Source organism: Thermodesulfatator indicus DSM 15286, from assembly GCF_000217795.1.
Classification (GTDB): Bacteria; Desulfobacterota; Thermodesulfobacteria; order Thermodesulfobacteriales; family Thermodesulfatatoraceae; genus Thermodesulfatator; species Thermodesulfatator indicus.
In genome coordinates this window covers 926686-953406 of record NC_015681.1, presented here as the reverse complement: position 1 = coordinate 953406, position 26721 = coordinate 926686, and the positions used below count along the sequence as shown (strand labels likewise).

22 protein-coding genes and 2 tRNA genes are annotated in these 26721 nt (G+C 41.5%); 15 read left to right on the top strand and 9 right to left on the bottom strand.

Annotated elements, in window-relative coordinates; all coding sequences use genetic code 11:
• Positions 1-49: 49 nt before the first annotated feature.
• A complete protein-coding gene (locus tag THEIN_RS04585) occupies positions 50-1306 on the top strand; it encodes a hemolysin family protein (RefSeq protein ID WP_013907524.1) in 1257 nt (418 codons plus the stop codon).
• Positions 1303-2529, top strand: coding sequence for a hemolysin family protein (locus tag THEIN_RS04580; protein ID WP_013907523.1), 1227 nt, complete (start codon positions 1303-1305; stop codon positions 2527-2529). The genes THEIN_RS04585 and THEIN_RS04580 overlap by 4 nt, the downstream gene beginning before the upstream one ends.
• Here the strand turns inward: THEIN_RS04580 and THEIN_RS04575 are convergent.
• Positions 2526-2900 (bottom strand): hypothetical protein, encoded by a 375-nt coding sequence (locus tag THEIN_RS04575; protein ID WP_013907522.1) that lies wholly within the window; start codon positions 2898-2900, stop codon positions 2526-2528. The genes THEIN_RS04580 and THEIN_RS04575 overlap by 4 nt on opposite strands.
• 444 nt (positions 2901-3344) lie before the next feature.
• Here THEIN_RS04575 and mnmG point away from each other — a divergent pair, with 444 nt between their 5' ends.
• From mnmG to THEIN_RS04555, 4 genes are read left to right on the top strand one after another with little or no spacing between them, the layout of a single operon-like run.
• On the top strand, positions 3345-5243 hold the full coding sequence (gene mnmG, locus THEIN_RS04570) for a tRNA uridine-5-carboxymethylaminomethyl(34) synthesis enzyme MnmG (protein ID WP_013907521.1): 1899 nt from the start codon (positions 3345-3347) through the stop codon (positions 5241-5243).
• Positions 5244-5251: 8 nt separating this feature from the next.
• Positions 5252-6406, top strand: coding sequence for a sigma-70 family RNA polymerase sigma factor (locus tag THEIN_RS04565; RefSeq protein WP_013907520.1), 1155 nt, complete (start codon positions 5252-5254; stop codon positions 6404-6406).
• Complete coding sequence (locus THEIN_RS04560) at positions 6369-8054, top strand: tetratricopeptide repeat protein (protein ID WP_013907519.1); 1686 nt, start codon at positions 6369-6371, stop codon at positions 8052-8054. Before THEIN_RS04565 ends, THEIN_RS04560 begins: the two co-directional genes overlap by 38 nt.
• A gap of 53 nt (positions 8055-8107) precedes the next feature.
• Positions 8108-8710 (top strand): hypothetical protein, encoded by a 603-nt coding sequence (locus tag THEIN_RS04555; protein WP_169311149.1) that lies wholly within the window; start codon positions 8108-8110, stop codon positions 8708-8710.
• Between the two features lie 81 nt (positions 8711-8791).
• On the opposite strand, the gene THEIN_RS04550 is transcribed toward THEIN_RS04555, so the two are convergent.
• The gene (locus THEIN_RS04550) at positions 8792-11845 is read right to left on the bottom strand and encodes an AIR synthase-related protein (RefSeq protein ID WP_013907517.1); all 3054 of its coding nucleotides are present in this window, start codon (positions 11843-11845) and stop codon (positions 8792-8794) included.
• Positions 11846-12174: 329 nt separating this feature from the next.
• On the opposite strand from THEIN_RS04550, the gene THEIN_RS04545 reads away from it, so the two are divergent.
• The 4 genes from THEIN_RS04545 (at position 12175) to THEIN_RS04530 (ending at position 13391) form a co-directional block, all read left to right on the top strand.
• Positions 12175-12251 (top strand) — tRNA-Met (locus THEIN_RS04545).
• A gap of 8 nt (positions 12252-12259) precedes the next feature.
• Positions 12260-12335, top strand: a tRNA-Cys gene (locus THEIN_RS04540).
• 24 nt (positions 12336-12359) lie between these two features.
• Positions 12360-12731, top strand: a complete 372-nt coding sequence (queD, locus tag THEIN_RS04535) for a 6-carboxytetrahydropterin synthase QueD (protein ID WP_013907516.1) — start codon at positions 12360-12362, stop codon at positions 12729-12731.
• Positions 12732-13391 carry a 7-carboxy-7-deazaguanine synthase QueE gene (locus THEIN_RS04530; RefSeq protein WP_013907515.1) on the top strand — a complete coding sequence of 220 codons (660 nt, stop codon included), beginning with the start codon at positions 12732-12734 and terminating at the stop codon, positions 13389-13391. It abuts the gene before it with no gap.
• Positions 13392-13420: 29 nt separating this feature from the next.
• Here THEIN_RS04530 and THEIN_RS04525 read toward each other — a convergent pair whose 3' ends face one another.
• The 5 genes from THEIN_RS04525 to THEIN_RS04505 form a co-directional block, all read right to left on the bottom strand.
• Positions 13421-15106, bottom strand: coding sequence for a DUF3373 family protein (locus THEIN_RS04525; protein ID WP_013907514.1), 1686 nt, complete (start codon positions 15104-15106; stop codon positions 13421-13423).
• A gap of 698 nt (positions 15107-15804) precedes the next feature.
• The gene (locus THEIN_RS04520; protein ID WP_013907513.1) at positions 15805-16125 is read right to left on the bottom strand and encodes a TusE/DsrC/DsvC family sulfur relay protein; all 321 of its coding nucleotides are present in this window, start codon (positions 16123-16125) and stop codon (positions 15805-15807) included.
• Between the two features lie 171 nt (positions 16126-16296).
• Entirely contained in the window at positions 16297-17007 is a 711-nt protein-coding gene (locus THEIN_RS04515; RefSeq protein WP_281054744.1) for a radical SAM protein, read from the bottom strand.
• A 196-nt stretch (positions 17008-17203) separates the two neighbouring features.
• Positions 17204-17710 (bottom strand): HIT family protein, encoded by a 507-nt coding sequence (locus tag THEIN_RS04510; protein ID WP_013907511.1) that lies wholly within the window; start codon positions 17708-17710, stop codon positions 17204-17206.
• A complete protein-coding gene (locus THEIN_RS04505; RefSeq protein ID WP_013907510.1) occupies positions 17707-19086 on the bottom strand; it encodes a histidine kinase dimerization/phospho-acceptor domain-containing protein in 1380 nt (459 codons plus the stop codon). The genes THEIN_RS04510 and THEIN_RS04505 overlap by 4 nt, the downstream gene beginning before the upstream one ends.
• A gap of 372 nt (positions 19087-19458) precedes the next feature.
• On the opposite strand from THEIN_RS04505, the gene THEIN_RS04500 reads away from it, so the two are divergent.
• Genes THEIN_RS04500 through THEIN_RS04490 form a run of 3 tightly spaced genes read left to right on the top strand, consistent with a single transcriptional unit; the run spans position 19459 to position 23171 of the window.
• A complete protein-coding gene (locus THEIN_RS04500) occupies positions 19459-20370 on the top strand; it encodes a TIGR01777 family oxidoreductase (RefSeq protein WP_013907509.1) in 912 nt (303 codons plus the stop codon).
• 47 nt (positions 20371-20417) lie between these two features.
• Positions 20418-21761, top strand: coding sequence for an ATP-dependent 6-phosphofructokinase (locus tag THEIN_RS04495; RefSeq protein WP_013907508.1), 1344 nt, complete (start codon positions 20418-20420; stop codon positions 21759-21761).
• 12 nt (positions 21762-21773) lie between these two features.
• Positions 21774-23171: a mannose-1-phosphate guanylyltransferase/mannose-6-phosphate isomerase gene (locus THEIN_RS04490; RefSeq protein WP_013907507.1), complete on the top strand. Its 1398-nt coding sequence runs from the start codon at positions 21774-21776 to the stop codon at positions 23169-23171.
• Between the two features lie 21 nt (positions 23172-23192).
• On the opposite strand, the gene THEIN_RS04485 is transcribed toward THEIN_RS04490, so the two are convergent.
• Positions 23193-24338 carry a radical SAM protein gene (locus tag THEIN_RS04485; RefSeq protein ID WP_013907506.1) on the bottom strand — a complete coding sequence of 382 codons (1146 nt, stop codon included), beginning with the start codon at positions 24336-24338 and terminating at the stop codon, positions 23193-23195.
• A 249-nt stretch (positions 24339-24587) separates the two neighbouring features.
• On the opposite strand from THEIN_RS04485, the gene rplU reads away from it, so the two are divergent.
• Together rplU and rpmA are read left to right on the top strand one after the other, a co-directional pair.
• On the top strand, positions 24588-24899 hold the full coding sequence (rplU, locus tag THEIN_RS04480) for a 50S ribosomal protein L21 (RefSeq protein ID WP_013907505.1): 312 nt from the start codon (positions 24588-24590) through the stop codon (positions 24897-24899).
• 11 nt (positions 24900-24910) lie between these two features.
• Positions 24911-25186, top strand: coding sequence for a 50S ribosomal protein L27 (rpmA, locus tag THEIN_RS04475; protein ID WP_013907504.1), 276 nt, complete (start codon positions 24911-24913; stop codon positions 25184-25186).
• 25 nt (positions 25187-25211) lie between these two features.
• On the opposite strand, the gene THEIN_RS11535 is transcribed toward rpmA, so the two are convergent.
• A complete protein-coding gene (locus tag THEIN_RS11535; protein ID WP_013907503.1) occupies positions 25212-26714 on the bottom strand; it encodes a sensor domain-containing diguanylate cyclase in 1503 nt (500 codons plus the stop codon).
• Positions 26715-26721 lie beyond the last annotated feature (7 nt).

The following is a 26721-nucleotide window of genomic DNA, read 5'->3' as shown; positions in this document are numbered from 1 at the left end:
GCTAAGGTATTTTTTCATTCAAACAGTTTAATAACAACTCAAACTTTACATGAGTCCAGGCCTTTTAGAAGTATATTTACAACTAATTTTGGTGGCTTCCCTGATATGCTTTTCAGCGTTTTTTACCAGCTCAGAAGTTGCTCTATTTTCTCTTTCTCGCCTGGATATTTTGCGTCTCAAAGAGCACGGTAAAAAATCCTGTCGCTTAGCTGCTAAGCTCCTCCATCACCCACGTAGAGTTTTAGCTACCATACTTATCGGCAACGAATTTGCCGATATTGTTTCTTCGGCCGTAGCCACTGTTCTTTTTGTAAAACTTTTCGGGGATGAAAATGCCTGGCTTACTTTTCCGGTTATGACGGTCCTGCTTTTCTTTTTTGGAGACTTATTTCCCAAGGTAATTGCCTTCCGTCAGAGAGAAAGAGCCGCTTGTTTCCTAGCGCCTTTTTTACGAATTTTTATTTTTATATTTTCTCCGGTAAGGATCTTTTTAATTTCTTTTACTGAAGCTTTTTTGCGTCTATTTGGGCTCCCTGCTCGCTCAGATGTCGATTTTTCAGAAGAAGATCTTTTACAACTTGTTGAAGAAAGCTATCAGGCAGGTCTTTTAGGTGAGCAAGAAAGGCGTTTTATCCACGGGCTTCTTGAGTCGGAAAAGATTCCTGTTTCAGCCATAATGACTCCTAGACGTGAAATTTTTGCCTTAGAAGACGGACCTATCACTGAAGATCTCTTGTTTCGTATCAAGCGAAGAGGGGTTTCACGTATTCCCATTTATCAGGGAAACATCGATAATGTTATAGGCATTTTGCATGTAAAAGATCTCTTGCGCTGGCAGCTTAGCCCAGAGCCAACCAAGCTATCTCAACTGGTGCGCCCGCCTTTTTTTGTGCCAGAGGCCATGAAAGTACGCACCTTGCTTGAAGAGTTTCAGAAAAAACGTCTCAAATTTGCCCTAGTGGTGGATGAATATGGCACTATTGTAGGTCTTGTCACCCTTGAAGATATTCTTGAAGAGCTTTTTGGTGAAATTTACGACGAATTTGATGTGCGCCGTGAGCCCCTACAGGAAATTAAGCCAGGAGTTTATCGTGTCTCAGCAAGGCTTCGGATTGAAGAATTTAATCGTGTGGTAGGAGCAGATCTTCCCACAGATGAATTCGAAACCCTAGGAGGGTTGGTTCTACATCTTTTCGGAGAACTCCCACGCGAAGGCGAAAGTCGAGAGGCTTTTGGTTTTAAGTTCACGGTAGAGAGGGTTAAAGGTACGCGCCTGGTTAGTATTGTTGTGGAAAAAGTCAAATGATTTATCTAACTGGCCTGGCCATATTCCTTATATTGCTATTTTCCGAAGCTTTTTTTGCTGGAGCTGAAATTGCTCTGGTAGCAGCTGATGAAAATCAACTAAAAAAGCAGGCTAAAAAGAATCTCGGAGCCAAAATTGCTTTAAAGTTATTAGAAAAACCAGAATGGCTACTGACAACGACTCTTTTGGGACTAAATCTTTCTGTTATTGGCAATAGTGTGGTTACTACTAAATTCCTACTCAAAGTGTCTCCTGAATTTGGAGGTTTTTTAGCTGTTTTTGGTTTGCCTCCTTTAATGTTGCTCTTCGGTCAAATGATACCCAAAAGTATTGCCCAACAAAAGGCCAACTCCCTAGCTCCCAAAATTGCCCCTTTGGTTTATTTGGTGAGCCGACTTTTGTATCCTCTAATTTGGGTGGTAGCAAATCTTATTTCTTTGGTAACCAAAGAAGAAGGTAAAAAGCTTCCCTCCATTACCAAAGAAGAGATCAGGATTCTTGTTTCTTCTGAGGAGGCCCTTGATCCTCGCGAAAAACTTCTCATTACCCGTCTGATTGACTTTTCTAAAAAAACAGCAGCCCAGGTAATGATTCCTCTGGTAAGGGTAAAAGCGATAGAAAAGAATCAGCCTCTTAAAGAAGCTCTTAAAATATTTGTAGAAAGTGGTTTTTCAAGAATTCTGGTCTATAAAGAGCATCCTGATCACTTGGTAGGCGTCCTTATTGCTCTTGATGTTTTAGGGGTTAAAGAGCTTGATAAACCAGTCAGCAATTTTATGCGAGAAGTCCTTTACGTGCCTGAGTTTAAGTTAGCTGCCGAGCTCCTTGGTGAAATGCAAAAAATGGGACAAACCCTGGCGGTGGTAGTAAATGAATATGGACAGGCTGTGGGTATTATCACTGTGGAAGACTTGGTGGAAGAGGTTTTAGGAGAATTTTGGGATGAATTTGACCAAAAATTAGTCCCCTATATAAAACTTGCTGAAAATCACTTTTTAGTAAAGGCTTGGATGGAGATAGAACAGGCCAACGAAGAGCTAGGTCTAAATATCCCACCTGGAGATTACGAAACCATAGGTGGATTCGTTTTAAAAATAGCAGGCCGCATACCCAAGCCTGGAGAAGTAATTGAATACAAGAATTTAAAGATACAGATTAGACGAGCCAGTAAAACAGCCCTTGACGAACTTGAAATCTGGGTGAAACCAAATAATCCTTCTTAAATCAAACCTTCTTTAGCCTTGGCTGAGTGTACCACAGCCAATAAAGCTACTTCTTCTAAGGTTTCACGCACTCCTTGAGGAAATGTTTGCGCTGCCTCTTTGAGCTCTTGAGCTTTGGCTTCAAGAAGAGAAAGGTCTGCAGGATTACCCTTTAAGACGTCTTCTAAGGTGGCCATAACTTCTTGTGCCAACTGATTGACCCGACTTAATGAAGTTTCTAAAGAAGAAGTTATTTCTACGGTTTTAGAAGTTTTTATTGGCTTTTCAAGAGTTTTTTGTAAAATTTCTTGAAAACTCGCCCTTGTTGGCCCTTTTTGAGATTTTAAGTCACGAATTAAATTTTTTGATACCAGGCGGTCTTGTATTTTCATAAAGCCACCTCACAAAAGGTTTTTAAAAACTTTGCCAGAGCTTAACTTAAGAGACTGCTTCGTCGGCCCTACGGGCCTTCTCGCAGTGACGAGTGGGGGCAGTCATTGCGATCTCTCGTCTTTACTTTTTGTCATTGCGATCTCTCGTCTTCACTTTTTGTCATTGCGATCTCTCGTCTTCACTTTTTGTCATTGCGATCTCTCGTCTTCACTTTTTGTCATTGCGAGCCCCGTTAGGGGCGAAGCAATCTCAGGAATTGCTTCGCCTGTTCCGAGCGTTAGCGAAGGGATCGCTGTCGCCAGGCACTAGCAGCCGAAGCAATTCCTCTTTTCGGAATTTACAAAGGTCTCTCCTATATGTTTAATTTCGGAGATAGGCGAAAATCCTTTAATCGATTAGTCTAAATTGATAAATTTTAAAAGTCAAATTGTAGGTTAGGGGTTATGCCGGTTTATTTTCAAGAGTTTGACGTAATCGTAGTGGGTGCTGGGCACGCGGGGATAGAAGCTGCTCTGGCAGCCGCCAAGCTCGGTTCAAAAGTTTTGATATTAACTATTAATCTTGACCGTATTGGTGCTATGAGCTGTAACCCGGCCATCGGGGGGCTGGCCAAGGGGCATCTAGTTAAGGAAATAGACGCCCTTGGCGGAGAGATGGCCAAAGCTATTGATCAAACAGGTATCCAGTTTCGCAAACTGAATACTCGTAAAGGGCCAGCTGTACGCGCTACCAGGGCCCAGGCTGACCGCTGGCGTTACCAGGACTACATGAAAAGAAAGCTTGAAACCACTCCAGGCCTTTTTGTGAAACAGGCCCTGGTTGACCGTATCCTGGTAAAGGATAACCGGGTTTGCGGTGTGGAAACTTCTATCGGCGAAATATTTCACGCCAAAGCCGTAGTTTTAACCACAGGGACTTTCTTAAAAGGTCTTATACATATAGGTTTTAAAAATTTTCCAGCGGGGCGAATGGGAGACCCCCCTTCAAACAAACTATCCGATTGTTTGAAGGAGCTAGGCTTTGAAATAGGGCGCCTTAAGACCGGCACTTGTCCCAGGCTTGACGGGCGCACTATTGATTATTCCCGTCTGGAAGTCCAGTGGGGTGATGTCCCTCCTCCCCTTTTTTCCTATGAAAACCAGGGCAAAAGGCCACCTTTGCCTCAGGTACCCTGTTATATCACGTACACCAATGAAAAAACTCACGAAATAATACGGGGGGCCTTTGACCGCTCCCCCCTTTTTACCGGCATAATTAAAGGAGTGGGTATCCGCTATTGTCCATCTATTGAAGACAAAATCTTTCGTTTTGCTGATAAGCCACGACATCAGATATTTCTTGAGCCAGAAGGCCTTGATACTGTAGAAGTTTATCCCAACGGAATAAGCACAAGTCTTCCCATAGACGTGCAGTGGGCCATGGTGCGCTCTATAGAGGGGCTTGAGAATGCCGAGATTTTAAGACCAGGTTATGCTATTGAATATGACTACGTAAATCCTATTCAGCTAAAGCATTCCCTTGAAACTAAGACCATAGCCGGGCTCTTTTTGGCCGGGCAAATAAATGGAACCTCGGGCTACGAAGAAGCCGCGGCCCAGGGTATTATGGCGGGTATTAACGCCGCCCTTTTTGTGCAGGAAAAAGAGCCTTTTATCCTTGACCGTTCGCAGGCCTATATTGGTGTGCTTATAGATGACTTAGTTACCAAGGGAACCAATGAACCTTATCGTATGTTTACTTCCCGGGCAGAATATCGCTTGCTTCTCAGAGAAGACAATGCTGACCTGCGTTTGACAGAATTTGCTTATCGCCTGGGGCTTATCGATGATACACGTTACCATCACTTTCTTAGCAAGAAAAAGCTGATTCAAGAAACTATAGAAAAACTAAAGAAATTGAAATTGCGCCCTGAAGAAATAAATCCTCTCCTTTTAAAAATTGGTTCTAATCCTTTGAAGCAGCCTCAGAGCCTTTTTGATTTATTGAAGCGTCCAGAAGTACCTCTTGAGGAGATCAAGAAAATTTTTTCCTTTCTTGAAGGCTTATCTGATGATATCCTGCAACAGATTGAGATAGAAACCAAGTACGCTGGTTACGTTAATCGGCAACGTCAGGAGATAGAAAGATTTCGCCGCTGGGAAAGCATGCTTTTACCAGAGAATTTGAATTATTGGGAAATTCCAGGCTTGTCTACAGAAATTAGAGAGAAGTTAAGCAAAGTGCGCCCTAGGTCTTTAGGGCAGGCCTTACGTATATCAGGAGTAACACCGGCGGCTATTACAGCTATTCAAATTTACCTTAAAAAACAGGGCTATCGCCCAGTTAAAGAAGAAACCGCCTAGGAGGATAGATGTCAACAAAAGTTTCAGAATCCCAAATCAATAAAGATAAAGCTTTAGTTGAACTGCCAGAAAAAGAACCTCCTTTGGCAGTACCCGTTTCTTCTCCTACCGAAGAAAAACCTAAGAAAAAAATTAAGCTCAAGCTTAAAAAGAAAAATATTGCTAGAACAACAAAAGAGAAGGCCCAAAATACAGAAAAAAAAGAACAGCTTTCCCTAAAAGAACCTAAAAAGCGAACAGAAAAGAATCGTTCTGAAAAAGAAGCTCTGCCGGCTATTCCTAAGGAAGAAAAAGATCTGATTTCTTATGATCCTTTACAGCAATATTTGAAAGAGATAAGCAAATATCCCCTTCTAACTCGTGAAGAAGAAGAGCGTCTTACCAAGGAATATTATGAAACCAAAGATCCCAAAATTGCCTATCGCTTGGTAACTTCTAACTTGCGCCTGGTGGTAAAAATTGCCCTTGATTTTCAGAAATTCTGGATGCAAAACTTTCTCGATCTCATTCAAGAAGGAAATGTTGGTTTAATGCAGGCCGTAAAGAAGTTTGATCCTTATCGGGGAGTTAAATTTTCTTATTACGCCTCCTTTTGGATAAAAGCCTACATTTTAAAGTTCATTATGGATAACTGGCGATTAGTAAAAATAGGGACTACTCAGGCCCAGCGAAAGCTCTTTTACAATTTGCGCAAGGAAAAAGAAAAGCTTGATGCCATGGGCTTTGAGCCTGCGGCCAAGCTTATATCCAAGCGTCTTAACGTGAAAGAAGAAGACGTCATTGAAATGGAACAGCGCTTGAGTGCTGGTGAGGTAAGTCTTGACGCCCCTGTTAAAGAAGATTCTGATGAACTTCACCGCGACTTTCTAGCTGACCCAAATGCCAAAGTGGAAGACCAGGTAGCTAAAAAAGAAGTTATTTCCAAACTTCGTAGTATTTTAGAGGAATTTGGTAAAGACTTAAAAGACAAGGAAAGAGTTATTTTTTACGAACGTCTTTTGGCTGAAGAGCCTTTAACTCTTCAGCAGATTGGTCAAAGATTTGGTGTATCACGTGAAAGGATTCGCCAAATAGAAGAACGTTTGCTTAAAAAGCTTAGAAAATATCTAAAGGAAAGGTTACCAGATGCAGAAAATTATCCTCTGGCCATTGAAGGTTCTTAGTTTAGGTCTCTTTTTAGGACTGCTAATTTCTTCAAATTTGTGGGCCAAATGTCCTCCTGCTGAAGCTTATTATTACTATCTCGTAGGAGAGCAATTCCTGCTCCAAGGGAATTTAGTCTCTGCCAGAAAGGCCTTGGAAAGGGTTGTAAGATGTGATCCAAAGGCCCTTACACCCCAAAAGGATTTGCTAAAAATTTATATTCAAATGCGCCAATATGAAAAGGCTATTAGTTTGGCTCAAAAGATCTTGAAAGAGTCCCCAGGGGATAAAGATACCCTTTTTCTACTAGCCAGGGCCTATTGGTTTCAACAGAGACCTTTAAGAGCAGCAGAGACTTTAGAAAAACTTTTAGAAAAAGATCCAAATAACGCTGAGGCCCTTTCTATTCTTACCTCTATTTATCTCGAACAAAACAAACTTGAGAAGGCCATAAAAGTGCTTGAGCGTTTGGCCAAAAAAAATCCTGAAAATCCTGTTATATATCTGGAACTTGCTCGTGTTTACCGAAAAAAGGGAGACTTTGATCAGGCCCGTAAGTATTATTCTAAGGCTCTAAAACTTGAACCAGATAACCTCAAAATACTCCTTGAGTATGGGGATTTCCTTGAAAAAATAGGGGCTTTTAAAGAAGCACAGAAAATTTATGAAGAGGCTTTGGCTCAAAACCCTGAGCAATTTCACCTTTATGAGGCCTTATTGAAACTTTATGTAAATTCAAATGAGTTTGAAAAGGCTCTTGAGCTGATTAATAAACTTGAAGAATTAGTGGGAGAAAGGCCGCAGCTCCTTTTTCGCAAGGCTTTACTTCTTATGGATTTGAATCGTGAAAAAGAGGCTGAAAAAGCCCTTGAAAAAGTCCTTGAAAAAAAACCAGATTTTTACGCGGCTTTGTTTTATTTAGGAATAGCCAAAGAAAAACAGGGTTTAAAAGAAGAAGCCCTTAAAATTTATCAAAAAATACCACCTGATTCAGAAGTTTTCCCTTTGGCACTCAGGAGGATTGCGGCCCTTACCCGTGATCCTCAAAAAGTTTATTCTCTTGTTGAAAAGGCCCTTGCAAGCCAACCGGACAATAAAGACTTATATTTGCTTGCCGCTTCTATTTTTGATCAATTAGATGCCTGTGATCTAGGCCTTTCTCTTATGAAAAAAGGGCTTTCGCAGTTTTCCGAAGACCTGGACTTTATGTCATCCTACGCCATGTTATTGGTTTGCACGGGTAATGACGAAGAAGTACTAAAAGTTCTTACTCCGCTTTTAAAGAAATACCCCGATGACCCAGACCTTTTAAACTTTATTGGCTATACCCTGGCTGATCTCAATCGAGACCTTGACAGAGCGGAAAAATACATAAAAAAGGCCTTATCGAAAAAGCCTGAAAGTGGCTACATTATTGATAGTCTGGCCTGGGTTCAATTTCGTAAAGGCAAGTATCAAGAAGCCTTAAAAAATATTCAAAAGGCCCTGGAATTATCTCCTAATGACCCGATAATTCACGAACATTACGGAGATATTTTAAAGGCTCTTGGCCGTCCAAAAGAGGCCTGTAAGGCATATGAAAAATCGCTTTCTTTCGCTAAAAAGAAGCGCGATCGCGAAAGAATAACCGGGAAAATAGAAAAGCTGTGCAGAAAAAACTCCTCTTAATATTTGTCCTTCTTTTGTTTTCTTGTTTATTTTCCTGTGCTCCGCCCAAGCCGGTGTCCTGGTTGCCAGAGGTAAGGCCGTTTTACGGGGCCAAAGGGCTAGTGGCTTATGATATTTCAACGCCTAAAGGCAATCTAAAGGGGGAGGCTTTTTTTCTAGCAGGTTCAAATTTTGTCTATTTTGAAGTGCCTTCTTTTTTGGGTTTAACTGTTTTCCAAGGAATTTTAGCCAAGCAAAGACTTGAAGCACTAAATTTTTTGGCTAAAAAAGCCTATATCTTTCAAATGAAAGACCTTTTAGGTCAGATAGATATCCCCTGGGGTGCCTTGTTTTTAGGGGTTTATCCTCAGGAATGGCTCGAAGAAGCGAAAAGCTTTGCCACGAAGGATGGTTATAGATTAGATATCCCTTTAAACGAAAAGGGTAAAGTTTGCGGATATTTTTCAAAATTAGGTGTTTTAAATAAGATAGAACTAAAAACCTCGAAAGGGACTTTAATTTTTCGTTATAAAAAAAATAAGACCTTTATTGAAATTTCCAGGCTAAGAAGTAAAGCTCAGTTTCTTTTCAAAGAAAGGACTTTTCTAAATAAAAAGCCCAATTGCCCCAAGATTTTTATCCCCCCTTATTTTGAAGTCCAAATTTATTCTTTTTAAGGGCTAAACAAATTGGGAACGTGGGCTTGGGGGCGGAGCCACAAGGCCATTTCTTGCCCCCAAGGATAAAGAATTAAACTTTTACCAGTTTAGAGGCTTTTGCCAGGCGTTTTTAAGCTCAAAGATATTTTCTTCTATTACCGCCTTGCCTCTTTCATCACGGCAAATAAAAACTGGTTCGGTTATGGTTTCGCCAATTAGGGCGTAAGCCGTACCGGTGAAAAGGTTTTCAAAGTCCCTTTGTTTATCTTTAGGCACAGTTACCACTATGCGGCTAGCTGACTCTGAAAAGAGTAAGTAGTCAGGCCGCTTTTCTCCTTCATAAGGTATAGCTGAAAGGTCAATGGCTATGCCCAGGTGCCCGGCAAAGGCCATTTCAGCCAGGGTGACGGCCAGACCTCCGTCAGAACAATCGTGCGCTGCCGAAACAAGGCCATAGTAAATAGCGTCTCTCAATTTCAGATAGCGCTCATAAGCCGAGGAGGCGTGAACTTTGGGCACTTTAGAACCAGTGAACCCTCTGAGCCTGAAGTATTCTGAGCCTCCAAGTTCATCTCGGGTAAGCCCAAGGATATAGACCAGTTCTTCCGGCCTTTTGACATCAAGAGTCAAGGCCTTAGTGACGTCAGGAATCCTGGCCAGGATTGAAAAGAGTAGTGTTGGCGGGATAGAAATTTTGAGGCTACCATCAGGCAGCACTACTCCTACGCCAAAGGGATTGTTTTCTGGAGTTAAGCCAAGCCCAGAAGCTAAATAATCATTTTTCATGGAGTCTTTCCCAGAGATACAAGGCACTCCAAAGGCCGTGGTAAAATCGTAAAGGGCCTGGTTGGCCCTTACCAGTTGGGCAAGTTTATAGTAGCCATCTGGAGTCTTTTCACTTTGAATGGGATCGCACCAGCAAAAATTGTCAAGCCCGGCCATATGTTCAATGTCTGCTCCCACACAAACGGCATTGCGTATAGCTTCGTCAATGGCGTTGGCCGCCATCCAGTAAGTGTCAATATCTGAGTATTTTGGACAAATACCGTGGGCCACAACCAGGCCATCGGGGGCGCTTAAGTCCGGCCTCAAAACAGCCGCGTCGCTCGGGCCATCGTCTTTGGCTCCTGTCAAAGGCTTTACTACGCTTCCCCCCTGCACTTCGTGGTCATACTGACGCACTACATATTCTTTGGAACATATATTGTAAGAGGAAAGCAGGTCTTTAAGAATCTCTCCACAGTCTTCAGGTTCTGGTAAATTAGGTTCGTCAACTTTAGGAGGTTCCCACACGGCCTTAAGTTCCAGTTGAGGCACGCCATCATGTAGGAAATCAAGGGGCAAAAGCCCTACCGTTTTTCCTTGATAGCGAATGTGGAAAAACCCCGAGTCTGTAAATTGGCCAAGGACCGTGGCTTCTACGTCCATCTTTTTCGCCAGTTCAAGGAAGCGATCAATATGTTCAGGAGGCACGGCTACGGTCATGCGTTCCTGGCTTTCTGAAACCAAAATTTCCCAAGGTTGTAAGCCGTGATACTTGAGGGGTGCCTTTTCAAGGTCAAGTTCAGCTCCACCTGACTCGCGTGCCATCTCCCCCACTGAGGAAGAAAGGCCACCGGCGCCATTATCAGTAATAGAGGTATAAAGGCACTCATCGCGGGCTTTTAAGAGAAAGTCAAACATCTTTTTCTGGGTAATGGGATCTCCTATCTGGACTGCTGTGGCTGGACTGCCTTCGTGGAGTTCTTCTGAAGAGAAGGTAGCTCCGTGGATGCCGTCTTTACCTATACGGCCACCAACCATGACAACCAAGTCTCCCGGACGGGCCCCCTTTTTCCAGCTCGGTTCTCCACACACTTCAGCCGGCATGATACCTCCTGTGCCACAGTAAACCAGGGGTTTCCCTAGATACCGGGGGTCAAATACAATGGAACCATTAACCGTAGGGATACCGCTTTTGTTACCACCATGCTCTACTCCCTCTCTTACCCCTTCAAAAATACGTTTTGGATGAAGAAGTCTTGGGGGAAGAGGTTTTTTCCAGTTTGGTGGGGCAAAACAGAACACGTCGGTGTTAAAGACTAGAAGAGCCCCTTTGCCTGTGCCAAAGGGATCACGGTTAACTCCCACGATGCCGGTGAGTGCTCCTCCATACGGATCAAGGGCTGAGGGACTATTGTGGGTTTCAACTTTCATGGCCACGTTCCACTTGTCATTAAGTTTAATAACACCGGCATTATCTACGAAAACCGAGAGGCAAAAGTCTCGCTCACCTTTGGCCTTTCGAATCTCTTCAGTTGATTTGCGAATGTAAGTCTTAAAGAGACTGTCAATAATTTCGGTTTTCCCTGAAGTTTTGTCAGTATACGTAATCTTGGCGTTAAAAATTTTGTGTTTACAGTGTTCTGACCAGGTCTGGGCAAGGCTTTCTAACTCTACGTCAGTTAGGCGATAGTCAAGGCCGTATTTTTGGCGCAGTTTCAAGAATTCCTGATTAGCGGTGAAAAATTCCTTTATAGTCTGCATTTCTTTGAGGTTCAAAGCAAGTAATCTTTCCTTGGAAAGCTTTAGTAGTTCTTCGTCTGAAAGTTTTGATAAATCAAAGACTTCTACTTTTATTTCGTGGGTTTCGGTAACTTTTGGTGGTGGGGTTTCAAGGCCGGTTTCCACATTAAACTCAGCTTGAGAAACTATCCAGAAGCGTTCTATGAGTTCATTGGCCAATAGTTCTTTGGCAATCCTCTCTACTTCTTCGTGGCTGAGATGCCCTCTTATCAGATACTGGGTCAGGGAATAGACATTTTCGTCTTCATTTAGACTACGACCAATGAGTAATTCAAGGGCCTCTTTGGCTACTTTTCCTTCGTTATCTGTAACTCCGGGCCGAAAACCTACCTGAATAAGCCAATCAAAACCAAACTTCGGAGCCAAAGGCCTTTCAACGGAATATATTTCAGTTACAGGATCACAAAGTGGCCCCGAGGCAAAGGCTAGCAAGTCCTCATGGGAAATATCTGCTTCTACTAAATAGATTCGTATAGTACGACAGGCCTCTACAGAAAGCCCCAGGTCTTCACGCATGCGTCTGGCAAGCTTTTCTCCCAGGGCATCTTTAAGTTCAGGTTTTAAGGCAACTTCTATACTAGCTAGCATAGCTTACCTCTCTTAAAAATTGTTTGACTGTTTAAGATAAACCACAGGCCTGACCGCTATTCAAGAATTTTCAATTAAACCTGAGAAATTAATTCTATCTTTGTTCTCATTTAAGTGGGATTTTGGTGGTTTAAAACAGCTTACTGTAAGAATTAAAGCTCAAATATATTTTGCAAGCGGGTGAAAACACAAAAAACTGAAAATAGAGCTTAACATGTTGGTAACATGGGGGTTTGGAGGCGAAGCCCCCAATGCTTAAGCGGGAATTTTGGATAAATTTTAGAAGGCCTTGACAATTTGTTTTCTATCGAGAACATTTAAAAGAGCGTGGCGGCGTAGCTCAACAGGTGAGAGCATGCGGCTCATATCCGCAAGGTTCGGGGTTCGAGTCCCTGCGCCGCCACCAATAACAGAGGCGGCGTAGCCAAGCGGTTAAGGCGACGGTCTGCAAAATCGTTATTCCGGGGTTCGAATCCCCGCGCCGCCTCCAACTTCCTGCCGAGGTTTTTAAACAATGTTCGAATTAACCGTTAAAGATGAATTTGCCGCAGCCCATTATCTTCGTGATTATCCCGGAGCATGTGAGAGGCTACACGGCCATAACTGGAAAGTAGAAATAGCTGTAAGAGGCGAAAAGCTTAACGAAATAGACGTTCTCATTGATTTTAAAGACCTAAAAAAACACCTGAAAGAAGTTCTTGACGAGCTAGACCACCAAAACTTAAATGAACATCCTGCGTTTCAGGACAAGAATCCTTCCTCGGAAAATATTGCCCGCTATATTTTTGAAAAGCTTGCTCCTAAACTTAAACCTTATGGAGTGGAGCTTATCCGCGTAACTGTTTGTGAAACTGAGCGGGCCTGTGCTTCTTTTGTTAAGGCTTAAATGCCTGAGAGGGACTTAATTTTAGACATAGCCGAAATATTTGTTAGCCTTCAGGGGGAGAGCACCTACGTTGGTCTTCCTACTTTTTTTGTGAGGCTGGCTGGCTGTAATTTGCAGTGTCAATGGTGTGACACGGTTTACGCTCAGCAGCCCCAAAAAAACTTTATTAGCCTTTCTGAGATCTTGGATAGGTGGCAAAGGGGAGGCAAGCTTAAAGTAGTCCAGATAACCGGCGGAGAGCCTCTTCTTCAGGAAAATGTCTATCCTTTGATGAAGGCTTTTTTGGACAAAGGAGCCACTGTCCTTCTGGAAACAAACGGAAGTATGCCCCTTGAGCGCGTTCCCCGCGAAGTCGTAAAAATCATGGACATAAAGCCCCCTTCATCCGAGATGAACGCTTACATGCGTTTTGAAAACCTGGCTTATTTAGACCGCAAGGATCAAGTGAAGTTTGTCATTGCTGATAGAGAAGATTACAAGTGGGCTAAAAATGTTATGACCAAATTTTACCTTCCTGTTTACACCCAGGTTCTATTTTCACCTGTGTGGCAGAGGCTTGAACCCAGAGAGCTGGCCGAATGGATAATAAAAGACAAGCTTCCAGTGCGTTTTCAGCTCCAGCTCCACAAAATTCTTTGGGGAGAAAAAAGAGGTGTATAAGTAAAGGGCCGGAATCCCGGCCCTTTACTTTAGAAGAAGAGTTCTAGAGAGAGATAGAGATTATACATGTGTTTTAAAGGCACAAACATTTGCGGATTTTCTGGTCCCATCATACCCATATCATCAAGCTCGTTTATTTCGTGTGGCTCACCCAGCCAGGAGCCACTACCGCTGTAATTAAACCAGAAATACTGGAAACCTACCCGGAGGAAGACTTTGGCGTAATCAGAGAGGGCCTCGCCAGCTGCTAGATCCTGAATCCAGTAAACTTCGGCTACATGCCCGCGGGTGGCAAGTTTGTTGATATAGATGTCGTCCGTGGCCACCATAAAGGGCATCCACCATTTAGAGCCGTAGTTATATTCTAAACCGAGCTTGGCTCCAGGAACCCAGGGAAGAGGAACGCGTGTGCCCAAATAAACGGCCCAGCCTGTGTGGGTGCTGGTATCTACTGCTGAAGGGTCACCTAAAGAAAAACCACCCAGAAGGGAGTAATACATAAAGTCAGTATTATAATCGGTACCATCATAAACTGCTACAGGCATAGCGCCTATCTGGTCGGGGTCCGTTATAGAAAGCCCGAAAGAGACGAAGTAATCTACACCTTCAAGGCCAAGGGCTGGAATGTCAACCTTGTGGAGCCAGGTAGCGCCTATTTCATAAATGTCGCCAAGGTTGTTATTGGTGGTTACGTAGCCTGGCCCGAGTTTTGACATGAACCAGGTGCCTTCAGGGAAGTCCATCACTCCTTCGGCTTTAAATAGTTGGATAACGAAGAGCATATTGCGTTCAGGTTCATCAATGACGTCCCAGACAAAGCCGTAAAAATCTATGTCGTCTTTGGCGCGGTCAATGGGCATTTTAAAACCGGACTCGAAGCCGCGACCGTAACAGAAACGAATCCTCCCCGTCCAGGGCCAGCTATATTGATAACCAATAGTGGCCCCATCAAAGGGAATGTCTATGTTGATGCCAGCCGGGCTGGCTTCACGCCGCTCAAGCCCTTCCCGAATATGAGAGGGGACTCCGTGGGTGGTAGGACGGCGACCAAGGGATACCCAGATAGGAAGGCCACCAATATTAGTCCAGTTAAAGTAAGCTCGGTCAACGTAGAGGCGGCTGTCTGAAGGCCTGACGCCAAAAGTAAAATTGTTGTCCATGCTCGGGAAAAGCTCAGGGGAAACGTAATCATCGGACATGCCCCATATTTTGTAATAAGCCAGGCGAACCTTAACCACCGTGTCTTCCGTGGGCTTTACCTTGAAATTGAGACGCATACGGTTGGTCCAAAGAGTGTCGTTTTCTTTATAACCTTTAGTGGGTTGTCCATGGCCTGGATCTGTCATGTCAATCATAGGAATCATTCGGTGTAGAGTAGAGTCATAATAAATGCCGTTAAAATAACTCCAGTAGCTGGTAGCCACTTTGGCGCGAGTTGAATCAACTCTGGTTCTTATATCTCCCCAGATTTTGAATTTACCCATATTGTTTTTCACTTCTTCTAGAAACTCAGTGTTTTCTTCCTGGACGGCCAGCTGTTCTTCCTGGGCCTCTTTCATCTCAGCGAGCTGTTTTTTGAGAGATTCAAGTTCGCGGGAAAGTTCTTCGATCCTTTTTAAAAGTTCAGCTGTAGAAGTTTGGGCCCTACTTGCCGGAGCCAAACCCAACAGGCCTAAAAAAATGACTAAAACCAAAATACTTTTCGCCCACTTCATGCCTAACCTCCTAAATTTTGATAAACTGGATATAAAATACCTTTATGTTGAAAAGAAAGATTAGTCAAACAAAAAATATTTAAGAGGTAGAAAAACTATCTACAATATATCTGAATCTTTATTTAAGAAAAAATTACTATAGAATAGGATTCTGTGCTTTTTAAATCAACAAAATAGAGATTTTTGCAAAATGCAGAAATATAGATTGATCGCCACGGCGAGACTTTTGCCTCGCGAGAGCGTTATTTCGGCCCTGAGATTGCTTCGCTCGCCACAGCTCGCTCGCAATGACCCTGCTGGGCCACTCCGTCGGCCCTGCGGGGCTTCTGGTAAATATGAGTGAGAAGTGAAAAGTGAGAGGTGAGAAATGGCAAGTGAGAGCCATTTACCATTCTGTCACGGCTAGGAGTCAATAGGAAGATCCCTTCGCTACGCTTGGGACAGGCGAAGCAGTCTCCGGGATATTACCATTAGCCATCAGCCATTGGCCATCCACCATGTAGTCACTGCGAGCCCACTTGGGCTAAGCAGTCTCTTAAGTATAGCATTTTGCAAAGGTTTTAATAAAAATAATAAACGGGCTAGCCAGATAATAATCTACTCTTTTTGGAGAAAGAAACAATTTACAAAAATATCTACTAGTGCAACAAAAATAACAAAAAATAAAAAGGGCGGTTTAAACCGCCCCAAATAAAGCCTTATACGCAACCAGTGGGTTTAGGAAGACCAGCCATCTTACAGGCTCCCTTACCAGGGCCAGAGGGAAAGAGCTCATAAATCTTCTTAAGAGGATAACCAGTAACCTTAGAAAGAACACGAACCATGGGAGCAACACCGTTCTTCTTGTAATAATCCTGGAGAACTTTGATTACCTTCCAGTGTTCATCGGTGAGCTCTTCAATACCTTCTAGCTGCTTTACGTATTCTACCCACTCCATGCACCAAGCATCCAAACCGCCAAGAAGGAAACCGTCCTCATCTACCTCAAACTTTTTACCTTTGAATTCTACTACCGGCATAATGCCCTCCTTAATTCAAAAATTCTCTTTAAAGCGCTAGTTACTATAGGGGTTAAAGCTTGTCAAGCAATCTATTTTCATAAATAAAATAATTAGTCTTCTTTTTATGAAAATTTATAACAAAATTTTCGACTAATGTCAAAAATTAACCATCTTACAGAAAAATTACGGCTAATCTGGCAGTAGTAGCTCCAATAGAGCTCGGTGAGTAGTGTCAAGGTTTTTGAAACCCAAATCCTTGGCTATTTTTAGGGCTTCTTCATATTCTTTTTTGGTTAAGGTGCGATTTATTTCCGAAAAATTATGCGCTTGGCCCGCTGGATGATAATGCCCCATTAAATTCAAATAAATGTCTGTGGATAACTCTTCTTTTAGAAAGACTAAAATTTTTTCAGTCTCTCCAAGTAGACCTGGCATAACTAAATGTCTCAAAATAAGCCCTCGGCGGGCCAGGCCGTGATTATCAAATACCAAGTCACCTACCTGGCGATACATCTCTTTAATAGCCTTTTTTGCTACTTCAGGGTAATCTCTGGCGCCTAAATATTTGGCGGCAAGCTCAGGGGACCAGAGTTTAAAGTCCGCTAAGTAAATGTCTATGAGGCCTTCAAGGGCTTTGAGGGTTTCTACTTTGTCATAACTTCCGGTGTTGTAAACAACAGGAAGCGTAAGCCCTTTGGCCCAGGCTAATTCCAAGCCTTCTAAAATTTGATAGACCTGATGGCTAGGAGAAACCAAATTTATGTTATGGCAGCCCTTTTGAGAAAGTTCAAGCATGATACTCGCCAGATTTTCAGAAGAAATTTCCTGGCCTAATCCTTCACGGGATATTTCATAAGTTTGGCAAAAGACACAGGCCAGATTGCAACCAGAGAAAAAAATAGCACCCGAGCCTTTATTCCCGACCAGACAGGCCTCTTCTCCAAAGTGGGGTTCGTAGCCTGCTATTTTGGGGTTCCAACTAGTTTTACAAAAGCCCTGCTTTTTTACACGATCAACCGCACACTCTCTGGGGCATAGTCGACAAGCTTTTCGGTGGTAGCTAAGCTTTTTTAAAGCTTTTTGGACAGAGTCCTTCTTATTCAGAGGAGTTTTTCTCCTTCATATATTTTTCAAAATGGGGATAAAGACGCCTATAAGTAGCAATCATATGTTCTGGGATTACTCTTACATCTCCGAAAACGGTCATAAAATTTACGTCTCCGTTCCAGCGGGGAACTATCTGTATATGAAGGTGTTCAGGAATACCAGCACCGGCCACTTTGCCAAGGTTTATACCTACGTTAAAACCATCAGGCCGTATTACCTCACGCAAAATTTTAAGACACATTCTGGTAGTGAGCATTAGAGCCGCAAGTTCATCGGGAGACAAATCGTCTAATTCGGGAACATGTTTCCTGGGGGATACTAAAAGATGGGCTGTATTGTAAGGAAACTTATTCATTATAACGATAGTTTTTTCGTCGGCGTATAAAATAAGACGTTTTTCATCAGGAAGATTGATTTCTGGAGGGCAAAAAGGACAACCTGGTTCTTTTTGCCCGAGTATGTATTCCATGCGCCACGGGGCCCATAGAACTTTCATGCGTCTTCTCCATTCATTATCATCTTTTTTGGGAAAAAGATGATAATTTCCATACCAGATGACTCCAGATATTCAACAGAAAATCTTCCTCCATGTAATTCAATCATCCTTTTGGCTAAAGATAAACCTAAACCAGAGACGGATTTTTCCGAAAAACCTTTAGTTATTTGAGATGGGAATTTATGGAAAGTTTTTTGTTTTATTTGGGAATTTTGGGCAATAATTTTTAGTTTTATGCCTTCTTGATCTTTATCCGTTATAATTTGTAGACTACCACCTTCTTTTAATGTTTCTAAAATATTTTTAAGTATATTGATAAAAACTAACTGCATCTCTTTAGGATCAACATTTACTATTGGATCTCCGTCCAAACACTCAAAGGAAACATGGATCCCTTTTTCTTTGAAAACTCCTAAAAAAAGGACTAGAGCACTCTGCAGTAGACGATAAAGTCTGACAGGTTCTTTTTTAAGTTCAAAAGAAGGCATAAATTGAAAAAGATCTTTTAAAACATTTTCCAGACGTTCAGCTTCGCGTACCATAGTTTTTAAGTAATTTTCTATGCCTTCAGGGACTTCTTTTTTTAACAAAACTTTTGATAAACCCCCTAAAGCCGAAACGGGATTCCGTATTTCATGAAAAATCTTTGAAGAGAGCTCACCTATTACAGAAATGCGTTCCGCCTCTAGAAGAAGATGTTTTTGTCTTAGCAGTTCTTTATAAGACCAAAGCCTTTGTAAGGCTATGCTGGTTAAGGCAGATATAGTTTCTAAAAAATAGAACTCCATTGCCGAAAAGGACTTCTTGGTAACAAAGTTATCTACCAAGATGAATCCATAAGTCATAGGTGTTTTAATAGGTGCCAAAGCGCACTCATTTACCTCTAATTTTTCAAAAAGATAGCGAAATTCGGGATGTTCGTCTCTTTTGAGATGTAAAACCTTTTGTTCGTTAAAAACTTTTTGCCAGCTGGAAGAATTTTCGCAAAAAGAAATAGAAAGTTCTTTAGCAAATTTAACAATCGGGCGGTTTTCGTTGGTGATTTCTTGTCTGGCCCTAGCTATTAATTCTTCGAAAGACGGTTTTTCAACTTCCAATTGCGACCAAATTTGGTGGGCTTCTTCAAAAGAAAGTGGCCCTAAGCCGGTTACTCCCCTAAAGACATCGCGGGCTTCTTCTTTTTTAAAAATAAAGGCTCGGTTAAATTTTAACCCTTGAGCCGAGGTGATTGCCACCAACACCAAGGCCCATAAATCTTCTTCCTCTTCAGTTTGCAAGAGTTTGGTAACAAACTTGAGAGATAATTCAAGTAAATGTTCAAGCCGGCATTCTTTTTCGCAAAACAAAGACTTAAACATGTAATTTGAGTTTATCATCTATTTTGAATGACCTTAATCTTTTTATTTTGACCTAAAAAGATCTTTGCAAAAAACATAGATAGATCACCACGGCGCCATCGGCGCCTCGTGACAGGGATTGCTTCGGCTGCTAGACGCAGCCTCACAATGAGCCTCTCAGGCTGTCACTGCGGACCCTTACGGGCAAAGCAGTCTCTTAAATATAGCATTTGCAAAGGTCTCTTTAAAATATTTTTCATCTTAAAAAAATTTAAAACCAAAATTTATGAAACTCAATGGTAATCTTGAATTGTCGTGTTTTATAGACCAACTAATAGTCAAACTCTATTTATTTGGCAAAAAAATAATTTTTAGGGTAAAAGGAAAGCAGAGCCACTATGGAGGAAAGTATTGGAAGTTTTTATAGCCGGAGGTACCGGCTTTATAGGAAGACATCTTGCAAAGTACTTATTAAGAAGGGGCTTTCGGGTAAAGGTTTTAGTAAGGAGGCCCGAAAGAGCCCTAGTAATTTCTGAAGGGGTCATTCCCTCCTATGGAAACCCAATAATTCCTGGAGATTGGCTGCATGAGTGTGCTAAAGCCGATGTAATTATTAACCTTGTTGGTGCTAATATTTTTGCTCGCTGGACCTCGAAATACAAAGAACTTATTTACGAGAGTCGGATTTTAACTACTAAACACATAGTTTCTGTATTAACTAAAGGCCAGATCTTACTTAATGCTTCGGCTATAGGTTTTTATGGGACTGACCGCGGTGAAGAGGAGATTACTGAAGAAAGTGCTCCAGGAAAAGATTTTTTGGCTAAGGTTTGTAAGTCCTGGGAGGAGACAGCTTTTTCAGCAAAAGATAAAGGAGTCCGTGTTTGTACGTTAAGATTAGGTATAGTTCTTGGTCGCGACGGAGGAGCTCTTTCTAAGATGCTTCTTCCTTTTAAACTAGGGCTTGGTGGTCCGATTGGACATGGTAAACAATGGTTCCCCTGGATACACATTGAAGATGTTTGTGCTGCGGTAACCTTCCTTATCAAGAAAGATGTTTCTGGTCCGTTTAACTTGGTCGCTCCTGAAATTGTCCGCAATAAAGAATTTATTCAAACTTTAGCAAGGGTGTTAAGGCGTCCTGCCCTTCTGCCTGTTCCGCCAAAGGCACTTGAACTTATTTTTGGAGAACTGGTAGATATTTTGGTGGGAGGGGTAAAAGCTCGCCCTAAAAGACTTCTTGAAGCAGGCTATATTTTCTCTTTTCCTGAACTTTTTCCGGCTTTACAAAATCTCTTTAAAAAGAGATTATTGAGACGATAATAAATAAAAGAATAAACTTAAAAACCTCGGCAGTTGAGGGGGCTATTATGGAATGCCAATTTGAAGTCCTTGAAGAAATTATTGATGAGAATCTTGACTTCAGGATTGAATCTTTAGGGCCCAACAAAATAACAAATCCTCTAAAAAAAGAGCCTATCAGCTATATCTCCGATGACATGAAAGTGGCCTTAAAGATCTCAGAGGCTTATCTAAAACAATGTTTAAAAGAAAAAAAACTTCCTCCCACTGTTGAACTTGCTGGCCCAAGGCCTCGTATATATTTTGATCCATCTAAAACTAGAGCGGCTATTGTTACCTGTGGAGGATTATGTCCGGGGATCAATGACGTCATACGTTCTATTGTGCTTACGCTCTATTTTTCCTATGGCGTGAAACATATCTTTGGTATTAGATACGGCCTTCAAGGTTTTATCCCTAAATATGGCCATGATGTAGTAGAGCTCACACCAGATGTTGTTTCTAACATTCACGAACTGGGTGGTACTATTTTAGGTACTTCTCGTGGCCATCAGCCCATTGATGAAATAGTTGATGCTTTGGAACGTTTGAATGTTCAGATACTTTTTATGATTGGAGGTGACGGTACTTTCCGTGCCGCCACTCTTATTAAAGAAGAGATAAGCCGACGCCACTTAAAAATAGTAGTGGTAGCCGTCCCTAAAACCATTGATAACGATATTTTTCTTACTTCTAAGACTTTTGGTTTTGACACGGCGGTAGAAATGGCGTGTCAAGCTATTCGCTGCGCGCACACTGAAGCTATAGCTGTGCCAAATGGCATAGGATTAGTAAAAGTTATGGGACGTTATTCAGGCTTTATCGCAGCGGCGGCTACCTTAGCGCGGAAAGAAGTAAATTTTTGTTTAATACCTGAGGCAGATTTCGATATCGAGCCCCCAAACGGCCTTTTGCCAGTGTTAGAGCAGCGTCTTGAAGCTCGTAAGCACGCGGTAATAGTAGTGGCTGAAGGAGCTGGGCAAAAATACGTTCGTCCTGATCCGCCTGAATACGATGCTTCAGGGAATCTAAAACTGGGTGACATTGGCAAATTTTTACGGGACAAAATTAAAGAGTATTTCAAACAAAAAGGTACAGAGATTTACATTCGTTACATAGACCCCAGTTACATCATAAGAAGTGTCCCGGCTATTGTTGATGACCGAATCTATTGTGGGTTCTTGGGGCAATATGCTGTGCATGCGGCCATGGCCGGGAAAACCGGGTTAATGGTAAGTTATTTGAATGATCGCTACATCCATATTCCTCTTAAGACAGCGATTCAGAAAAGAAAACAGGTTGACTTAAAAAGCCGTTTCTGGCAGTCAGTGCTTGAGTCAACCGGCCAACCGTCCTTAAAAAATACAACTTAGGAGACGTAAGTTATGAAGGCTATTGTGTTAGCAGGAGGTTCTGGCACAAGGCTTTGGCCTTTATCCCGTAAAGATTATCCCAAACAATTTTTAAAGCTTAATGGGGGTAAGTCTCTTTTGAGGCAAACCGTAGATAGATTGTTGTTATTCCTTAATCCAGAAGATATTTTGATTTTAACTTGCGAGCATTATAAATTTCACGTGAAAGCCCATCTTGTAGACTTGTCAGGTTATCATCTCCTTTGTGAGCCTCATGCTAGGAATACGGGGCCAGCTATTGCTTACGGGTTCAAATATGCTTTAGAAAAGTGGGGATTGCCTTCTGATGAACCTGTTCTTATTTGCCCTTCAGACCATCTAATTGAACCAGAAGATGTTTTTGCTGAGACCGTGCAAAAAGCAGCTCAGGTGGCTAAAGAGGGCTTTTTAGTAACCTTTGGTATCACACCCTCCCGGCCAGAAACAGGCTATGGATATATCAAACAGGGGGAGAGGTTAAAAGAAGTAAATGATTTTTCTGCTTATAAAGTGGCTCGCTTTACTGAAAAGCCTGATGTCGCTACTGCGGAAAATTACCTTAAAGAAGGTGGTTATTATTGGAACGCCGGTATATTTCTCTTTACGCCTGAAACTTTTTCAAAAGAACTGGCGACCTGTGCTCCGGATATTTTTGCTCTTTATGATAATGATTTTGACACTCTTACCTCAAAATTTGCAGAAATGCCTGATATATCGATCGATTACGCCTTAATGGAAAAATCTTCTCAGGTAGCAGTAGTCCCTCTTTCTCTTTACTGGAATGATATTGGCTCTTGGGATGCCCTTTTTGATGTTTTAGAAAAAGACTCATCAGGCAATGCTCAAACCGGTCGGGTTATAACCATTGACACAGAAAATAGTATGATTCTTGGTCAAAAACGGCTCATTGCTACTATTGGTCTTGAGGACCACCTGGTAGTAGAGACTCCCGATGCTATTTTGATAGTCAAGAAAGGTGAGGCCCAGAAAGTTAGCAATCTGGTAAAACAATTAAAAAATGAAGGTTATCCTGAGGCCTTGGAGCATGTGACCACTTATCGCCCTTGGGGAAGCTATACAGTGCTTGAAGAAGGCCCTCGCTATAAGATAAAACGCATTGTGGTTAACCCTGGAGAACGATTGAGCCTTCAAATGCACTATCACCGTTCAGAACACTGGGTTGTAGTGCGAGGGACAGCTAAAGTTCAAATAGGCGATGAGGAAATCTTTTTACATGAAAATGAATCTGTTTTTGTTCCTAAATCTACCAAACATCGCCTGGAAAATCCGGGCAAGATACCTCTGGAAATAATAGAAGTGCAAAATGGTGAATACCTTGGCGAGGATGATATTGTCCGTTTTGACGATGTTTACGGACGTTCTAAAAAGTAATCTTTAAGTTCGAAAAACGACTTACAAAATACATCTCGCCAGGCCAGCACTGTAGAGGCATTCGCTACAGGAAGGATAATTACCGTAGCAGTCCATACTCTCTTCTAAGAACCAACAGCCGTCTACTAGCTGGCAGTCACCACACCAGGGATAATTTTTTACAATGTCTTTCTTTTTAAGGGCAAACTCATCTGAAAAACTTAAATATTCTTGGACTTCTTTTTGCCTAAAGTTTACAAAAAGAGGGTGAGTGTAGGCCAATTCTGCACAGGGAGCCACGCGTCCATCTGATCTAATAAAGATAGCTTCATGAAAAGGGCAGGTCCTTCTTTTTTCGTCAGCAAACATGCGGGGAAGATCAATATTTATGTTGAACTTGAAGGCCTTTTCGCGAGCTTCTTCCAGTATCTTTTCAGCTTTTTGAGCCTGCTCAATTTTAGGCCATCCCTTGACCAAGGCTTCAAGGTTTAAATGGTATCCTTCAAGGTTATCAAGAATTTCTTGATACGACTTTTGAGCCTTAGTGGAAAGAGAAGTTATACCTTTAAGCAACTCTTCTGCATCGTTAAGGTTTTTTAAAAACCTTTGGCAAACGTTTATTGCTTTTTTACTAAGTTCTAAGAAAAGAGCTTTTCGGGCCATATTTTGGTTATAAGGGACTAAATTAGTGGCAGAAATATTGATGTGCCTTTCTCCCGCCCAGGTTACTAGTGTTAAGAAGTTGTCAATATTTTCCGTTGACAATACAGTTGAGAGACTTATGGGAACAATTTCGGTGAGTTTATCTACAACTTCTAGGATTTCCTGAAATTGTAATTTTCTTAAGTTGCTCTTTTGGAGGCTATCTACCGAAACGCCTAATGAATCTACTCTTGAAGCTATCTCTTTTAACTTCGGGATTATAGTACCGTTAGTTAGTAAAAATACCTTCCCTTTGGTTCTAGCGAGTTCAATTAGATTTTCTATTTGAGGATGAAGTAAAGGCTCGCCAAAGCCGTATAATACGAACTCTTGGGCGGTGTATTTTTGTAAAATTTCTTCAAAAGATTCAAGGGTTAAGTGAGTTTGTGTGGTTTTTGCCTGGGAATTTTTGATACAGTAATCGCAATCAAGATTACAGTAGCTTGTTATCTCTATCTGTAATTTTTTTATATTGATGTGCTTCAAGGTTTAGACCACCTGAGATGTTAGAGTCTTTCTCCCTGCTGTCATTTTTTAAGCCAGCATTTTGCTAATATACATCTCTTTTCATATTTTGCCAGGACAGCTATAAATTTACTCCTTCAAGATCCCGCTCAAGCCGGCATTTTAGAGGCTTTTAAAGAAAGAGAAGTTGCTTTATAATAAGTTCAAATCTTGACAGTTGTGTTTTAGGTGATATCTTGCCCTAGTCATACTTTTGTGGGAGGTGAAGAAGTGTACGCGGTAATTAAAACCGGAGGCAAACAATATAAAGTGCGCCCTGGAGATACCATTAGAGTGGAAAAACTTCCAGGGGAACCTGGTCAGGAGATAGAACTAACTGACGTTCTTTTGGTAGCTAAAGATGACGATCTTAAAATTGGTCAGCCTTTAGTGGAAGGAGCTAAAGTCATAGCCACTATTGTAAACCAGGGCCGCAGTAAAAAAATTATTGTCTTCAAGAAAAAGAGACGAAAAAATTATAAAAAGAAAATGGGGCACCGTCAGTACTATACTGAGTTACAAATTAAAGAAATTTCAGCCTAAGGGAGGAAATTATGGCTCATAAGAAAGCAGGCGGTTCATCTAAGAATGGCCGTGATTCCCATAGTAAAAGACTTGGTGTTAAGCGTTACGGTGGCCAGTTTGTAAAAGCTGGTAACATAATAATCCGTCAACGTGGTACCAAAATCCATCCTGGATATAATGTTGGCCTTGGTAAAGACTATACCATCTTTGCCAAAATAGACGGTATTGTTAAGTTTGAAACCCGTCACGGCCGCAAAGTGGTTAGTGTTTACCCTCCAGAAGAATTAGCTGCTCAAGCAGCTTAATGAGGCGGGCGATTTGCCCGTCTCATTATAACTGGACAGCGGTGGTTCTATTCCTCCCCTGCCTTTTAGATATATAAAGTGCTTTATCAGCAGCAGAAAGGAAATCAATAACTGTTGTCTTTTTCTTTGGATCTAAAGAAGCCACCCCAAAACTCACAGTTATTGAGAACTTATATTTTTCACAGGAAAATTCATATTTTTCTATTTTTTGTCTTAGCCTTTCAGCTAGAGTCTTGGCTCCTTGAAGATTGGTAGAAGGAAGAAGAATAACAAACTCTTCACCACCGTACCTGGCTAATATATCGCTTTTTCTGGTTTCTTCTCTTAAAATTTCAGCTAACGTCTTTAGAACTTTGTCTCCACATAAATGGCCATATTTGTCATTTATGTTCTTAAAAAAATCAATATCCAAAATAGCAATAGAAAGTGGTTGGTTATACCTGAAACTCCTTTCAATTTCTTCTTCAAGCCTTTTTTGGAAATAATGTCTGTTATATAAGGTCGTAAGGGCGTCTTTTAAAGCTATTTCTCGCAAACGTATATTTGACTCTTTTAACTTTTTTGCAAGCCTTTCTGCTCTTTCTTTTTCTTCTTTAAGTTGCTGCAAAAGCAAAGCATAATTTATATTTATCCGTTTCAGCTCCTTATTGGCTTCAGCAAGTATTAAAGAATAAGGTATTATTTCATAAGAAACTAGATCAAATATAGCAAAAATCTCTTGAGCCTTGTTAGCTGTTTTATCTATTAGGCTTTCTGTTGTTTGAAAAGATAAGCCCAATATTTTGTTAGCTCTCTCGAGAACTATACTATATTTATCAGCTGTTCTGTTCGTAAAGTAGATACTAGAAGTCCTATCAGCTAAATAAAGAATCTCTATTTCTTTTTTAAGGATGTCAGGTGCTACATCAGGATTGTGATGGTACAAGATAAAGCTTTCCAAATAAGAAGGTAGTTTCCATATAGCGATAATTTCTTTACCAACCTCAGGATGAGTAATTCCAAATACCCTCTTTTCCGCTTCTAAAATGGAAATCTCTTCGATCTTTTTACTTTCTAATACTTGGATATAGTCGTCAGGATACAGGTGATACATAACGAGAATACCAAAATCCATTAAAAGGGCTCCCAAATACAATCTTTCGCGAGACAAACCGCATTCTTCAGCTAAAAGACTGGCGGCTATCGCCGCGGTGAGGGACCTGCGCCAGAAGTGAGCAAAATCAAATTTACCTTTACCCTTCTGGGTAAAATGTTTAATTAAAATAAAAGATAAAGCTATATTTTGGAGCATTTCGGTACCCAGAATGGCTATGGCTGACTTTAAATCTTCAACTTTTTTACCGTGGGAAAAGAAAGGCGAGTTAGCCAGTTTTAATACCTTAGAGCTCAGGGCCGGGTCTAGCTGAATTAATTTGGCTAGTTTTTCAAAAGAACCTTCTTTTACGGCTTCAACGAGTTTAATAGCTAATGGGGGAAAAGACGGAAGGTCTAGTTCTTTTTGTCTCGCCAGTTCTTTTAAAACTTTCATCTGTCGT

Bases quoted from the DNA above. Each gene is read 5' to 3' on its own strand.
- THEIN_RS04585 (WP_013907524.1), top strand. From the start codon at position 50: ATGAGTCCAGGCCTTTTAGAAGTATATTTACAACTAATTTTGGTGGCT.
- THEIN_RS04580 (WP_013907523.1), top strand. From the start codon at position 1,303: ATGATTTATCTAACTGGCCTGGCCATATTCCTTATATTGCTATTTTCC.
- THEIN_RS04575 (WP_013907522.1), bottom strand. From the start codon at position 2,900: ATGAAAATACAAGACCGCCTGGTATCAAAAAATTTAATTCGTGACTTA.
- mnmG (WP_013907521.1), top strand. From the start codon at position 3,345: ATGCCGGTTTATTTTCAAGAGTTTGACGTAATCGTAGTGGGTGCTGGG.
- THEIN_RS04565 (WP_013907520.1), top strand. From the start codon at position 5,252: ATGTCAACAAAAGTTTCAGAATCCCAAATCAATAAAGATAAAGCTTTA.
- THEIN_RS04560 (WP_013907519.1), top strand. From the start codon at position 6,369: ATGCAGAAAATTATCCTCTGGCCATTGAAGGTTCTTAGTTTAGGTCTC.
- THEIN_RS04550 (WP_013907517.1), bottom strand. From the start codon at position 11,845: ATGCTAGCTAGTATAGAAGTTGCCTTAAAACCTGAACTTAAAGATGCC.
- queD (WP_013907516.1), top strand. From the start codon at position 12,360: ATGTTCGAATTAACCGTTAAAGATGAATTTGCCGCAGCCCATTATCTT.
- THEIN_RS04530 (WP_013907515.1), top strand. From the start codon at position 12,732: ATGCCTGAGAGGGACTTAATTTTAGACATAGCCGAAATATTTGTTAGC.
- THEIN_RS04525 (WP_013907514.1), bottom strand. From the start codon at position 15,106: ATGAAGTGGGCGAAAAGTATTTTGGTTTTAGTCATTTTTTTAGGCCTG.
- THEIN_RS04520 (WP_013907513.1), bottom strand. From the start codon at position 16,125: ATGCCGGTAGTAGAATTCAAAGGTAAAAAGTTTGAGGTAGATGAGGAC.
- THEIN_RS04510 (WP_013907511.1), bottom strand. From the start codon at position 17,710: ATGAAAGTTCTATGGGCCCCGTGGCGCATGGAATACATACTCGGGCAA.
- THEIN_RS04505 (WP_013907510.1), bottom strand. From the start codon at position 19,086: ATGATAAACTCAAATTACATGTTTAAGTCTTTGTTTTGCGAAAAAGAA.
- THEIN_RS04495 (WP_013907508.1), top strand. From the start codon at position 20,418: ATGGAATGCCAATTTGAAGTCCTTGAAGAAATTATTGATGAGAATCTT.
- THEIN_RS04490 (WP_013907507.1), top strand. From the start codon at position 21,774: ATGAAGGCTATTGTGTTAGCAGGAGGTTCTGGCACAAGGCTTTGGCCT.
- rpmA (WP_013907504.1), top strand. From the start codon at position 24,911: ATGGCTCATAAGAAAGCAGGCGGTTCATCTAAGAATGGCCGTGATTCC.
- THEIN_RS11535 (WP_013907503.1), bottom strand. From the start codon at position 26,714: ATGAAAGTTTTAAAAGAACTGGCGAGACAAAAAGAACTAGACCTTCCG.